Raw genomic sequence first — 13750 nt, forward strand, 5'->3', positions numbered from 1 at the left:
TTTATTCGTGGATCAAATCGAAAACGCTGAGCCGGCAAAATGAAGGCTTGACGTTATTTTTTTTTGCTGTTCAACGATATTTTTCGAAAGCTTCCACTCTTGTTAAAAAACGAGACACCTGTTATTATGTCTTTTATAACGATATAATCGTTAATGGCGATGTTGTGAAGGAGGTGAATGAAGAAGTGAGCGTGAATGTTGCAATTTCGGTTATTCATATTCAGAAAATTCGACCGAAAAACTAAGGTTGCTTCAAAGGTTTGAAAGCGCTTAAAAAGGAGTGGACGTATGACAATCAAAATCGATCTCTACAGCGACACGATCACGCAGCCTTCCTCGCAAATGCGGATGTTTATGTCAAATGCGCAAGTCGGCGATGAGCAGAAAGGAGAGGACCCCACAGTCAATGAGCTGGAGAAGCGTGTGGTCGCCCTGCTGAATAAACCAGCTGCCCTGTTCCTTCCTTCTGCCACCATGGCCAATCAAATTGCCCTGAAAACACACTCCAATCCTGGTGATGAGATCATTGCCGAGTTCAACAGTCATGTCCTTCATTACGAAGTGGGGGGACCCGCATTCCACAGCGGAGTGATGGTGCATGGAATCAACGGGACGAGAGGGTGCTTTACTAGCGAGCAGGCAAAAGCAGCGATCCGCCCCAAATCGGTCTACATGCCAAATACTCGGCTCATTTGGGTGGAAAATACGAACAATCTGGCAGGAGGCACGATCTGGACGTTGGAAGATCTTTCCGACATTTCCGATCTTGCTAAAGAGCATGGCCTGGCGGTACATATGGACGGTGCGCGTCTGCTCAATGCGGTGGTCGCCAGTGGCATACCGGCACATGTCTTCACTGCGCATGCAGATACCGTGACCTTGTGTTTTTCCAAAGGGCTGGGCTGTCCGGCCGGAGCGATGCTTGCCGGCTCAGCTGAATTCATCGCTCGCGCCCGCAAGTACAAGCATCTCTTTGGCGGAGCGATGCGGCAGACCGGAATGATTGCCTCATCGGCTTTGTTTGCGCTTGAGCACAATATCAACCGTCTTGAGCAGGATCACCATAATGCCCGCAGGCTGGCAAACGGATTAGCGTATATTCCGGGACTTGTCATCAATCCGGATGCGGTTGAAACGAACATTGTCTTTTTTGAATGCCAACCGGGCCTTGATGAAGCGAAGTTTTATGAACGATGCCTGGAAAAAGGGCTCCGGTTCTCCCATTTGTACAGGCGCCTACGGGCCGTCACTCATTTGGATGTGACACAGACGGACATCGATCATGCGATAGGTATTGCCAAAGAAGTTTGCGAGGAGATGAGAGCGGCGGCCGGAATTGCATAAAGCTGGCTTCACGTTCAGACCTTTTGACCAAATATAGAACCAATTAGGGGGATGTTATTATGACAAAGAACTTCCATCGTTTCTTCCTGCTTGCAACACTTTCGTTCTCGCTGGCGGCATGCGGAAGCACTACCGAAACGAGCACATCCAAGCTCGGGGATTCCGCTGCTGCACCCGTAGCGCAAGAAACCACGATCCGTGTAGGCGCGAATGTCGGTTTTGCTCCCTTCGAATTTATGGAGGGGGACCAATTGGTTGGAGTCGAGATTGATATATTGACTGAGGTTGGGAAACGTCTGAATAGCAAAGTCGAATGGATCAACACGCCTTGGAACGGGATGTTTGCAGCATTGCGGGCGGGCAAGTTCGACGTAGCTATTGCGGGGATCACCATCAAGCCCGAGCGGCTGAAAGAGCTGGATTTCACTTCGCCTTATTATGATAATGATCAGGGGCTTACGGTCAGAGCCGATTCCGGGATCAAGTCGGTCGATGATTTGAAAGGAAAGATCGTTGGCGTGGCCGGAGGAACGACTGGGCACCAATGGGCGGAGGACAACAAGGAAAAGTACGGATTTAAGGATATCAAGCTATACAACAGTACACAGGAGTCCATGATGGATTTGCAGGCCGGTCGGATTGACGGAGAGCTGCATGATATTCCTGCTTCCGAATACTATGTGAAGGACAAAAAAGAGCTGGCGGTCGTTCAGCGGATCGCCACCAACGAAAAGTTCGGTCTGGCGTTCAAAAAAGGAAACCCGCTGCGGGATGAAGTGAACCGGGTGATCGACGAGATGAAGAAAGACGGGACGCTGGCGTCCATTTACAAAAAGTGGTTTGGCAAAGATCCGGAAAAAGACGGTTCGACGGTTACGATATTACCTGTACCCACCAACTAGAGAGAAGGTCCGGATATGGCTGAACTGATCAATGTTTTTTTCAACTGGGACATTTTCAAGGATGCACTTCCCTTTCTGGTAAAGGGGTTATGGGTTACGGTAAAGCTGTCATTCTTCAGCATTCTATTCGGGGGAACAATCGGTCTGGTTTTGGCCGTTTTCAGAGAGCTGGGGAACACACTTATTAATAGACTGATTATTGTGTACATTGATATTTTCCGAGCGATTCCGATGCTTGTACTGATTATTTTTGTATATTATGCATTGCCTTATGTCGGCTTAAGCCTGTCGCCGTATCCGGCAGGGATCTTGACATTTTCACTGGTAAGCTCCGCCTATATCGCGGAAATTTTTCGCGGCGGGATTCTCGCCATTCCGAAAGGACAGATGGAGGCTGCACGTGCAATCGGTCTTACCTATCTGCAGGCGATGCGTTTCATCATTCTTCCGCAAGCGTTTCGGATCGTGATCCCACCGCTGACCAATCATTCCGTGGGGATCTTGAAAGATACCTCGCTGGCGTCCGTCATTGCTTTACCGGAACTACTGCAGCAAGCCCAGCTCGTTCAGGCATGGAAAGCCAATCCCACGCCTTTGATCGGGGCCACCCTCTTTTATATGCTCCTGCTCATTCCGCTTGTCCGACTAGCAAGCAATCTTGAGAGAAAGGTGGGGGCGCGATGATCAAGGTCGCCGGTATGTACAAGTGCTACAAGGATGTTGACGTCTTGAAGGGCATCGACTTTGAGGTGAGAAAAGGCGAGGTAGTCGTAGTCATCGGTCCGAGCGGTTCTGGCAAAAGCACGATGCTTCGTTGCTTGAACCGTTTGGAAGAGCCCTCACGAGGAAGCGTGTTCATCGAGGGGACGGATATTACCAACCCGAAGACGAATATCAATCATGTAAGAGCTGAAGTGGGCATGGTCTTCCAATCCTTCAATCTGTTCCCGAATCTCACCGTGTTGGAAAACATCACGCTAGGGCCTGTCCAAATCCGCCGGGAGAACAAGCTTTCAGCGATGAAGAACGCGGAGAATCTGCTGGAAAAAGTAGGTCTGTCCGATAAGAGGGATGTCTATCCAGGGTCCCTGTCAGGAGGGCAAATGCAGCGTGTCGCGATCGCACGGGCATTGGCGATGAAGCCCAAAATCATGCTGTTTGATGAGCCGACTTCGGCACTTGACCCTGAAATGGTTCAGGAGGTGTTGCAGGTGATGCGCACGCTCGCCAACGAAGGAATGACGATGGTCGTGGTCACACATGAGATGGGGTTTGCCCGGGATGTAGCTGATCGTGTGGTATTCATGGACGGGGGAAGAATCGTAGAAGAAGGAATAGCTGAACAGATTTTTCGCGCGCCGATTCACGACCGGACAAAGGCGTTTCTGGAAAAAGTACGATAAGACGGATGAGCAAAAGCCAGCCAATAGACTGGCTTATGCTCATTTGCCGACGGCTTGCAGCCTTGATGCGGCATCACTTATTTGTTACGATATCGCATAGATGAAAGAATCGTTATGTAAGAAGTAATGGAGGTTTGGTTCATGACAGTGCCAGGGGATATGGCAGCATTGATTTCACATGGTTTTTCCGAGATCTATTACCACTGCCACCCTCCGTTTACCGTTCCACTCACGCACCAAGCTGTCCGTGCGCTGCAATTTATCGGGATGAATGGGGTGGTGACGGTCAGCGATGTGGCGCAACACCTTTCATGCGCACACAATACCGCATCGGAAGTACTCAGGCGTCTTGACGAAAAGGGCTTGGTGTCGAGGCAGCGGAGTAGAGAAGATGAACGTACGGTCCAGATCAGCCTGACGGAATCCGGACATCATTCGCTGGCGGAACACACAGGACTTGATACAGAAAAATTGGCCCATTGCCTAAACAAGATGTCTGTTGATGAGAGGGAGCAAGTCGCAAATGGGTTTGAGATTCTTCGGAAGTTTATGAAAAGCGTGGGTGAGGAATAGCGGAAAGGTGCAGAGCATGGAAGGAGACCGGCGTCTTTGTTACACGTTGCAGAATTGCAGTCCGACGACAATGAATAGGATACAACATGTGATTGAAAGAAAAGTCCCCTTTTTCGAAAGGGGACTTTCTCGACGTTCTGAAACCACCTAGCAAGGTTTTTTAATCTCGCATAGCTCCTGCCTCTCGAGAAGTCATCGCACCTTGCCCTGCGTTAAGATCATTTTGAATTTCTTGCTTCACTTTTTTTGCATCAGTTCCGGCAAATGATGGTTTCAAAATTGAACTTTCATTCCCATTCGTTTGTTGATCCTGTTGCATACAAGACCTCCTCATGTATGTATTTCACAGACTTAGTATTTGCAAAAAATCACTAAGATTATCACGAAAACACCATTTACTCAATACCGTAGTGGAACTGACGAGTAGTCCACCTGAATCTGCTCCAGGTTGTACCCGCTCTTTTTCAAAAAGTAGGTGACGCCTTTTTTGGCGATGTCGCTGTTGTTGCGCGGCCCGATCACGATGTGGCGCAACGGGAGCTTGTCCTTTAACTGAAAATCAATGTAAGGCATGATGACGCCCCGTCGACCGCGGAATTTGACTTGATTGGCGAGGTCTTTGCTGATAAAGGCCAAACGAAACTCTTCCTCGTTGGCGAAATTCGCGTCTTTGAAAAAAATCGAGTGCCCGATGATAGTAGCGACGATGCCGAGAAACAACGTTTTTTCCAGATCGGCGATTTGATACAGATGCTCTTTCACGAACGAGAACAGCTTCAAAAAGGACGTGAGCAGTTGTTCCTCCTGTTCGGACCGCTCGTAAACGACCTCGCCGATGACACAATACAAGTCGTCATGGAGAATGCCATTGTCCACCGAAAAAGCAGATATGAATTCAAGGGTGTCAAGACCGACACAGTATCCGTCCCCGCTGGCATAGTTATACCAAAGCGTCAGCGAATCCGGGTTTTCGGACATCGATAAAACGAAGATTTCCAGCTCTTCACCGGAGTATTCGATTCGATCCCGCACCTCACCCATGACTTTCAGATACATCGCCCATAATTGGCGGCTCGTCTCATCCTCGGTGAATTGAGTTTTCACCATTGTTTGGAATTTGTCAAAAACGCCATCGAGAATCCGGTTGATGTAAATGATTTCTTCACTGTCGTTCAAAAAATCCGCTTTGGAGACCCAGAAGCCCCGGTCTTTGATGATTCCGAGCAGTCCGTTCACATTCGTATAATGATAGAGTCTGTTGTTTTTGGATTGCTTGGTTTTGTGGATGATTTCTTCCCAGACGTTTTGCAGAAGTTCTTGATTTAGCTCGCTTTGCATCTGTTTGCCCCTCTTGCCGGAAATGTCAGTTCTATCATGCAGATTATTGTTGCCAGCCGATCCTGCCAAAATACCAAAAAAAGCAAAGTGAGGATTTTCATCTGCCAAATGGCGCGGTACAATCATAATTGAAACGCGGGGGTAAAAAGCCCCGGTAGAAAAGTCTTAGGAAGGGGTTTCGTGACGAATGGTAGGACAACACATCGGAAGTGGAAAAACCGCGGATGTATACATATGGGAGGCTGGCAACGTTCTCAAGTTATTTAAGCAGGAGGTGCCCTCGTTTCTGGTCGATCAGGAGTATCTCGCGCATGAGGCGGTAATGGGAGCCAACCTGCCAGTCCCGCGCACATTTGGCAAGGTTGAGTCGGAAGGCCGCCTGGGTATCGTGTATGAACGGGTTGACGGAACGAGTTTGATAGAGCGGTTGATCCATCAGCCGGAAGCCGTAACGCAGCTGGCAAACGAGTTCGCTGCGCTGCACCGCCGGGTCCATCAAGCAAAAGCAGAGAAACTGCCGGGCCTTCAGTCGATTTTGAAGCGTAACCTGCATGTTGCCGAACCACTGACAGCCGATGAAAAACAGGCAGTAGCAACGTATATTGATCAGCTGCCGGTGCAAGACCAGCTGTGTCATATGGATTTTCATCCCGATAACATTTTGTATACAGCGGGAGGGCCGGTCATTCTCGATTGGATGACAGCGGTGTCCGGCAATGCGCTGGCGGATGTGGCGCGCACGATTGTGATCCTCAAATATGCCTCGCTGCCGCCGAACCTCCCAGAGCCGGTAAAAGAGGGGGTTATAGCGATTCGAGAGCGTTTTGTGGCGGATTATCAACGAGCATACTTTGCTGAAGAGGAAGAGCGTGAGAGCGAGATGGAAGCGTGGTTTTTGCCGATCATGGCAGCTCGACTTTGCGAGGGAGTGCCTAGTGATGAGAAGGAGCGGCTTGTTTTGGAGATTCGGAATCGTCTGCAAGCATAAAAGGAATAGGGCGAAAGGCTGGGCATCCCAGCCTTTTTTCTATTTAATGGCCTAATTTCATTTTGATAGGTAGCCACCCAAGCCATGATGTCCTGTCTTCGCATACTATACCCCAGCCTTTCATCCGAAGCTCCAAGAAAAAATGGGAGGAACCAGCATGAAAATCCTTACGTTTCACAAAAACCTCTCTTTCCCCAGTGTCCTGAAAGCTTTGAAGGCCAAAATCAGTACCCCGAGTGAGCATCGCTACTGGCATACGTACGATGACATTTCGACGGTTTGTTTGCCGGTCAGCCTGTTTGAAAAGCACCGGAGTTATTTCATGAATTATTCGCCGGCGGTGGAAGAAAACGTGACGGTGAGCGTACATGCTGCCGAAACAGACGACATCCCATGGGGGGTTCGCTACTTGGGGGGAGATCGGCTGTGGAGGAATGGAAAAGGGTCAGGCGTGCGCATCGCCGTGATCGATACGGGAATCGCCAGAAAGCATTTTGAGCTGCGGGATCGGGTGAAAGGCGGGGTGCGCATTGCGGGAGGCGGGATCAATGGACATGGTACACATGTTGCCGGTATCATCGCTGCCTCGCTCAATCACAGAGGTATCGTCGGTGTGAGCCCGGAGGCGGAGCTGTACGATGTGAAGGCATTTGGGTCTGATGGGAAGGCCAGCCTAACGAACATCTTGCGCGGGATCGACTGGTCCATCAAAAACAAGATGCAGGTGATTAACATGAGCTTTGGCATGCCACAGCAGAGCGAAGCCTTAAATCGCATGATTCAAAAAGCCGCTTCCCACAATATCATCATGGTGGCATCAGCGGGCAACAATGGGAAAGCAGTCGAGTATCCGGCTCGCTATTCACAAGTAATCGCTGTCGGGGCGCTCAATGAAAACGGGAAGCTCGCCGACTTCAGCTCGCGTGGGGCAGGTTTGAACCAAACTGCGCCAGGCGTTGATATTTTGTCCACCTGGCCGGGCAATCGGTTCAAAAAGCTAAGCGGCACCTCCATGGCAGCACCCCATGTGACAGGGATGGTTGCACTCCGGCTCGCGAGCCGAAACCGTACCGCCTCTTCACAGAAAGCAGCTAAGTAGCGGCATGGCCGTTCAGTATGAAATGGGCAAGCGATTAAGCAAACAGCCTAACCCTTTACACGGCTCGCGTACATACAGTGGGATATGTGCAGATGCGTGCATTCTCGCCGCTTTACAGGCGTCGGCTGCCCACATCGCGAGTCCAAGCGCACGTTGCGAAAGGAGGGATGTTTGTGCCAAAACAGACTGTAGCAAATCAGGAACAGCTATCGCCAGAATTCGTCAAGTGGCTCCGCACCACCAAAAATATGCGAACCAAACAGATTTCACGGCAACCAGAATTGGTGAAACAATACCAGAAGGAATTTCAGCGTGAGACTGCGCCACGCAGAGCAAGGAAAGGATTGCTTTCATTTTCTATGCCCAATCTGAATATGATGGACATTTTGAATCATGTGAACAGAGCGCAGCAAGTCTTATCGGTCATCCAGAACCTTCAAACCGTACTCCCAACATTGGGAGCGAAAGGGCTTCCGGGCAGCAAAAACATCGATCAATAAGCTAAGGTTCCCGCACAAAACGAACGGCGGCAAACGCGTCCTTCGTGGTTGCGGGAACTTGTTTTTCCATTACGTACATGATGAATGGGCGTAATGGACAGGAGCAGCAAGCATCATCGTCATAAATTGTGCTCGCGGGCTTGCAAATTCGACCGCTTTGACAAATCCGCAGTTTTCGTACAGGCGGATCGCGCGCTTGTTACATATAGCAACCGTGAGCCGGACAGCCGCATGAGGATGCGCTTTTTTTACCGCATCCAGCACGATGGAGAAAAATTCATAGCCGAACCCTTTGCCCGTCAAATCCGGGCGCAACCCGATTCCGATGTCGATCGTCGGATCTTCAGTTGTGTAGGCATCGTATTGATGGCCTGCCGGCACTTGCGCCGCTGCTCCAAGGCAGTAGTAGCCCAGTAGATTTTCCTCCTCTGAAAAGATCGTATAATAGTCGGTTTCCAACAGTTCAGCGATCGCTTCAGGATTGTCGTCTAGATTATAAAAGTCGTAGGGCGGAGGGTATTTCCACCCAGCGATTATCCGTGCATTCATCTCATTCATCGCTTTTATCTGAAAAGCCATGCCTGCAACCTCTCTTTCAATTGTTGTGAAGTCATGTCTGCAGTGTCGTTGCCATCTCTCGCAATTTTTCGTTTTTCTCCCTTTTCAGGCTCACGATAACGGAGCGGGTCAATAGCAATCCTACGATCCCCATCAAAAGCAGGAGAACGGTCATCATTTCGCTCGAAAGGAAAGCGCCCGCGCTAATGCCTAATGCACCCAAGGCTTTGGCGCCCTGATTGACCAGTCCGTTTACCGCCATATAGGAGCTTCGCGCCTCATCCTTGACGATTTCGGCCAAGTACGATTGTCGGACAGGCACATGCATCAATTCGCCGATAGTCGCGACGAGCATCGCGGCGGCGATCAGCCATAGCGTGTTACTGTAGCTGATGATGGTATAGCCAATCGTATACATGATAACCCCGCTGTACAATACAACTGTATCCTTGTATTTTTTGATGACATGGGTGACCAATAGGGATAAACAGACGACCAAAATGGTATTTTCCATCTGCATCATGCTGAGCACCTTGATGCCGGTCATTTCGATCGATCCCCAATCAAACAGAGACAGATGCTGGGGGATGAATTCCTGTTGCAGCCGCACAGCGACATAGTTCGGCGTCTGGAATTCCAACGCGATGAACAGCAGGCCGCCTAAGCTGTATAGCAGGAATCGGCGGTCTCCCATGACGGAAACATAGTTTTGCCAGACACCGCGCAAAATCCCGGGCTGGTTCGTTGTGGGTGTCAAATCAGGCTGCCTGTGATAAGTCTCTTGCACAAAAAAGACAAGCAGCATGAGTGTGATAAGGCTGATCATAGTCAGCAACAGAAAAAGCGTAAACCGATGAGAGGCGAAAAACAAGCCCCCAAACAAGGCACCGATGGCGATGGAAAGGTTCGTCGACCAGTAGCTGATGCTGTACATAAACGTGCGGTTTTCCTTTGTGCTCACATCGATGAGCATGGCATCAGCGGCTGGATTGATCATGCCGTTACATATGCTTTGCAAGAGCATCATCGCAAACGTCAGCCACGCGGAATCAAGCAGCGGCGAATTGGCCAAGCACATCACAGCAAAAGACATGACGAGTGCGACTTGCGCGTACACCATCACGATTTTTCGGCCGTAGCGATCCGCCAAATATCCGCCATAAAAGCTGGTAAGAATCTGTGCGATGATCGTTACGAGCAGTAAAATACCGGCGAGCCCCTTGCCCAGTTTTTCGGCGAAATAGATGGCCATGAATGGAAAGATCATCGTTCCCACAGCTCTGGTCAAAAATGAAGTGACGATCCGAATGCGTATATTGGGGTGAAGCTGAAAAAAATCCATCAATTACCTCCTCCTAACGTTATGTTCCATTGTAGCTAGGAAAAGGAGAAGAAAAAGGGTAAGATTTAGAGATAGACTTCACCTTTTAGGAGAGAACAAGATGAAATGCAAGGAGCACTACCTTACCATCCTGCTTTCCATGCCCAGCCCACCGCATAAAGGTAGCACCGTTACGATTACCGTAGAAACGCTTGCCGATATGCTGTTTTGCACGACGCGCAACGTCAAGCTGATCATGCGCAAGTTGGTCGAGGAGGGGCTGGTCGCATGGACAGCTGGCGTTGGCCGGGGTAATCCGTCGCAAATGACGATATTGCGTGAGCTCGATGAGGTGATCGACGAGTATTTTCGCGAGCTATTGGCAAAAGGGCGGATGAAAGAGGCGATTGAGCTGATGGCGCACAAAGCGATGCCGCAAGCCACACGGGAGCGTTTGCGTGTTTTGCTGGACAACCAATTCGGCTTTCAAGTGGAGGAAACGCCGTCAAGCAGGCTTGATGTACTGCGCGTCACGCGCGGGCGCAAACTAGCAACCCTCGACCCCGCATTCGTCTTTTCGGCAACGGAAGCCTACTTCCTTGAGCAAATTTTTGATACCCTGCTCGTGTTTGATCCTACCAAGAAACGCTTTTTACCTTCCATTGCACATGCGTGGGAAAGCAACACGGAAGGGAGCCAATGGACCTTTTATTTGCGCAAAGCGGTCCGTTTCCATCATGGCCGCGTCTTGACCGCAAAAGATGTGCAGTATTCGCTAGAGCGCATTCGCACGGTTCAATCGATATCCCGCTGGCAATACGAGGACATCGAGCGGATCGAGGTGGAGTCGGATACGATCATCACGTTTCATTTGCGTCAGCCGAACCGTTTTTTCCTCCATTACATGTCCAGTGTTACGATGTCGATCCTGCCGCATGACGTAGTATTCGACGAGCGGGCCATCATCGGCACCGGTCCGTTCCGGATGACGGAAAATTCAGAGCAGGTGCTGGTGGTTGAAGCGTTTGACGACTATTTTGGACACCGTGCGCTGCTTGATCGGGTCGAGTCCTGGTATATGCCGGAGCGCGCGAGGGATGAGCGGCAATACATGCTCCCATTCGCGGATGATGCTCATGCTGAACAAACGGATCAAGACGCATACTTTGAATATCGGGAGCAAGGCTGCCGCTATCTCATTTTCAATTTCAAAAAATCGGGGGTTCTGCACCAGCTTAAATTTCGCCAAGCAATGCGCATTGTATACGACCGTCTCGCCCTCATTCGCGACTTGAAGGGAACCCGCCATTTGCCAGCGGACAGCTTTTTGCCAGAGAAAAGCAGCCAGGCGCTTTTCGTGGAGCAATCATTGGAACAGGCACGCGCATTATTGGCTGAAAGCGGCTATAACGGAGAGACGCTGCGCTTGTATTATTACGATAAACGAGATGAAAACAGCGACGCCACATGGCTGCAAGAACGCTGTGCAGCCATCGGTCTTTCGCTCAGCCTGCATCCGCTCTGTATCACTACGTTTTTGGATGCGGGCACGGTGGAGGATGCGGATATGATGCTGTCTGGAGAAGTGCTGGAAAGTGATGTCGAATGGGGGATGCTCCGCCTGTTCAAAGATGAGGGAACTGCATTTTTCCGGTTTTTGAACGAAAGCCAGCGTGAGCTGATCGACACCCATCTGCACGATTTCGTCCATTTGCAGGCAGAGAAAGAGCGGAACGACGTGTTCGATCGGATCGAACAGTTGGTAAGAGAAGAGCTGTGGGTATTATACGGGGTGCATATGAAACGAACGCCAAGCTATCACCGATCCCTTAATGGAGTCAAGCTTGATTCATTTGGCTGGATTGATTTCTCCAAGCTGTGGATCAAGCCTGCAGAACGAATGGAACATTAGGGGCAGAGCTTCGAGTGTATGAAAAGCGGAAGAGGAGGATTGCGATGAACGAGTGCAGTGGTAGTCGAAACGATTTTACCGCTGCCCAAGCAGGGGCGATTCGATATGTGCGCGGCTGTGCCGAGCTTATGCGTGATCAGGCACTTGACGAGCTGCGTGACATTTTTTCACGTGCCAACGTTGCGAACGACATAGATGTCGCGATGATCGCACAACACGTTTCGCGGGCACCGATCACGCTCAATTTCCATCCAGATCGGATGATGCCCGATGGACGAACTGTCATTGACGGTCTTCTGCGCGAGGGCACGTATCGCAGCCAATTCGTAACCGGCGTGACCAATGGGAGCCGTACGGCATATCCGGGGGGCGATCGCGATCGGTGGGAGCAGCAGCTTTTTGGCGGAGCGTATCATGCGTCTGGAGTGGAAGGAGTTGATCGGCCGACATACGGTGCGCTCAACGTGCTCCATTATGCGGATGGAGCATCGCCACGGTTCGGCTCCTGTTATCTCATCCTCAAACCGCATATGACAAGCCGTTGTACCTTCACCTTTGGAGACAGTCATGCAGGACCGACCCGTATCGGAACGATGGACGTCTTTGAACCGCTGCTTGCTGCCTTGCTGCGAGAGGTGGAACAAAACGGCAACGCCCTTGGCACATCGGGCATGAGTGTTCAGGGGGTACTAACTCGACTCGCAGGATGTAAGGAAGAAAGCTTCGAAAAAGCGGGTATGCGCGGACGTGCGCTCGACGACTATATCGAAGCGCAAATCCATGGGAAGATCCTGCTAGTCGATGACGTCGCAGCAATCGTCGCCGATCCTGCTTTCAAGGGTACAGCGATCGGCGAACAGCTCATGAGGCTTAGTGCCACTCACAATTGCGAACTGCGCTGGCACCCGGGCTTTAGTCTCGCCGTGGCGTCGGTGCCGGACGATTTCCGTGGTCCTGTAATGCCGCCGTTTGCCCGATGGATCGATACACATTTCGCTAAAACGCCAGGTCTTTTAGACGCGGCAGACTTAGGGGTGGCTGCTGCTTCCCTGCATACGACACCGGAACTTTGGCATGAATGGGGAACGCCGGACGAGTCGTTTCAGCTAATCAAACAGTTGTGGCACGTAATCGTTCGCTTTGGATGACTATGTAAGGACTTAACGACACAAAAAAGTGCAACCGCGGCTCCGCCAAAAAGCATGGCGTAGCCAGGTTTGCTAATGATAGTTGCATGATACAAATTTATTGCTTGTATCATGCAAGTTATAAGTTGTATAATGCAAGCATCACCACAAATACGTCCCAACCGAATAAAGCGAAGGAGCGAGGGTGATGATGAAACATAAATCTATCGAGCAGATCGAACACGAAGTGACCGTACTGATGCGCCGGGCCGACTACAAGCGGACGCTGGATGGCAGCAAAAACGGAATCGAACGGTCTGCTTACTTGCTAGTAAAGCAGCTATGCGCCAATGGCCCGCTCTCGATCGGCAATATCGCTGAGCTGTCTGGACTTGATATTTCCACCATCAGCAGGCAGGTTGCCGCGATGGAGAACAAAGGATTGATCTCCCGGTTACCGGATGAAAAAGATTCGCGCATAAGCCTCGTCCAAGCTACAGAGGAGGGAAAGGCCGCTCTGCTACGTGCAAAAAAGCACCGCATGGAGGCTTATACAGAGCTGCTGGAAGACTGGACGGAGGAAGACACTGTGCATTTGTCCGTTTTGCTTGCCAGATTGAACCGTGCAATCGAAGAAAGAAAAAAAGCGCGATAGTAAAAAACGAACTTTCTCGGGAGGACATAC

Annotated in this window: 15 protein-coding genes; 11 read left to right on the forward strand and 4 right to left on the reverse strand. The window is 50.5% G+C overall.

The genetic code is table 11. The features are described from left to right. The first annotated feature begins 288 nt into the window (after positions 1–288). The 5 genes from EDM56_RS21335 (at position 289) to EDM56_RS21355 (ending at position 4222) form a co-directional block, all read left to right on the forward strand. Positions 289–1344, forward strand: coding sequence for a threonine aldolase family protein (locus EDM56_RS21335; protein WP_122919934.1), 1056 nt, complete (start codon positions 289–291; stop codon positions 1342–1344). A 59-nt stretch (positions 1345–1403) separates the two neighbouring features. Beyond that, a complete protein-coding gene (locus EDM56_RS21340; protein ID WP_122919935.1) occupies positions 1404–2246 on the forward strand; it encodes an ABC transporter substrate-binding protein in 843 nt (280 codons plus the stop codon). Between the two features lie 15 nt (positions 2247–2261). Then, a complete protein-coding gene (locus tag EDM56_RS21345; RefSeq protein ID WP_122919936.1) occupies positions 2262–2930 on the forward strand; it encodes an amino acid ABC transporter permease in 669 nt (222 codons plus the stop codon). Further along, on the forward strand, positions 2927–3649 hold the full coding sequence (locus tag EDM56_RS21350; protein ID WP_122919937.1) for an amino acid ABC transporter ATP-binding protein: 723 nt from the start codon (positions 2927–2929) through the stop codon (positions 3647–3649). Before EDM56_RS21345 ends, EDM56_RS21350 begins: the two co-directional genes overlap by 4 nt. Positions 3650–3790: 141 nt before the next feature. After that, a complete protein-coding gene (locus EDM56_RS21355) occupies positions 3791–4222 on the forward strand; it encodes a MarR family winged helix-turn-helix transcriptional regulator (protein ID WP_183192542.1) in 432 nt (143 codons plus the stop codon). 160 nt (positions 4223–4382) lie between these two features. Here EDM56_RS21355 and EDM56_RS31575 read toward each other — a convergent pair whose 3' ends face one another. Then, the gene (locus EDM56_RS31575) at positions 4383–4541 is read right to left on the reverse strand and encodes a hypothetical protein (RefSeq protein ID WP_183192543.1); all 159 of its coding nucleotides are present in this window, start codon (positions 4539–4541) and stop codon (positions 4383–4385) included. Between the two features lie 80 nt (positions 4542–4621). Then, on the reverse strand, positions 4622–5560 hold the full coding sequence (locus EDM56_RS21360; RefSeq protein ID WP_183192544.1) for a DUF2971 domain-containing protein: 939 nt from the start codon (positions 5558–5560) through the stop codon (positions 4622–4624). A gap of 187 nt (positions 5561–5747) precedes the next feature. Here EDM56_RS21360 and EDM56_RS21365 point away from each other — a divergent pair, with 187 nt between their 5' ends. The 3 genes from EDM56_RS21365 (at position 5748) to EDM56_RS21375 (ending at position 8147) form a co-directional block, all read left to right on the forward strand. Next, positions 5748–6548: a phosphotransferase family protein gene (locus tag EDM56_RS21365; RefSeq protein WP_122919940.1), complete on the forward strand. Its 801-nt coding sequence runs from the start codon at positions 5748–5750 to the stop codon at positions 6546–6548. 157 nt (positions 6549–6705) lie between these two features. Further along, positions 6706–7647 (forward strand): S8 family peptidase, encoded by a 942-nt coding sequence (locus EDM56_RS21370; RefSeq protein ID WP_122919941.1) that lies wholly within the window; start codon positions 6706–6708, stop codon positions 7645–7647. A 173-nt stretch (positions 7648–7820) separates the two neighbouring features. Continuing rightward, positions 7821–8147 carry a hypothetical protein gene (locus EDM56_RS21375; RefSeq protein WP_122919942.1) on the forward strand — a complete coding sequence of 109 codons (327 nt, stop codon included), beginning with the start codon at positions 7821–7823 and terminating at the stop codon, positions 8145–8147. 69 nt (positions 8148–8216) lie between these two features. Here EDM56_RS21375 and EDM56_RS21380 read toward each other — a convergent pair whose 3' ends face one another. Both EDM56_RS21380 and EDM56_RS21385 read right to left on the reverse strand, forming a co-directional pair. Further along, entirely contained in the window at positions 8217–8726 is a 510-nt protein-coding gene (locus tag EDM56_RS21380; RefSeq protein ID WP_122919943.1) for a GNAT family N-acetyltransferase, read from the reverse strand. Positions 8727–8757: 31 nt separating this feature from the next. After that, complete coding sequence (locus tag EDM56_RS21385; RefSeq protein WP_122919944.1) at positions 8758–10047, reverse strand: MDR family MFS transporter; 1290 nt, start codon at positions 10045–10047, stop codon at positions 8758–8760. Positions 10048–10147: 100 nt separating this feature from the next. Between EDM56_RS21385 and EDM56_RS21390 the strand changes: the two genes are divergently transcribed. The 3 genes from EDM56_RS21390 (at position 10148) to EDM56_RS21400 (ending at position 13720) form a co-directional block, all read left to right on the forward strand. Continuing rightward, the gene (locus EDM56_RS21390) at positions 10148–11938 is read left to right on the forward strand and encodes an SgrR family transcriptional regulator (protein ID WP_122919945.1); all 1791 of its coding nucleotides are present in this window, start codon (positions 10148–10150) and stop codon (positions 11936–11938) included. Positions 11939–11982: 44 nt separating this feature from the next. Further along, a complete protein-coding gene (locus EDM56_RS21395) occupies positions 11983–13086 on the forward strand; it encodes a DUF3626 domain-containing protein (RefSeq protein ID WP_122919946.1) in 1104 nt (367 codons plus the stop codon). A 187-nt stretch (positions 13087–13273) separates the two neighbouring features. Then, the gene (locus EDM56_RS21400; protein WP_122919947.1) at positions 13274–13720 is read left to right on the forward strand and encodes a MarR family winged helix-turn-helix transcriptional regulator; all 447 of its coding nucleotides are present in this window, start codon (positions 13274–13276) and stop codon (positions 13718–13720) included. Positions 13721–13750: the final 30 nt, after the last annotated feature.

It is taken from the genome of Brevibacillus fluminis, from assembly GCF_003710825.1.
Classification (GTDB): domain Bacteria; phylum Bacillota; class Bacilli; order Brevibacillales; family Brevibacillaceae; genus Brevibacillus_D; species Brevibacillus_D fluminis.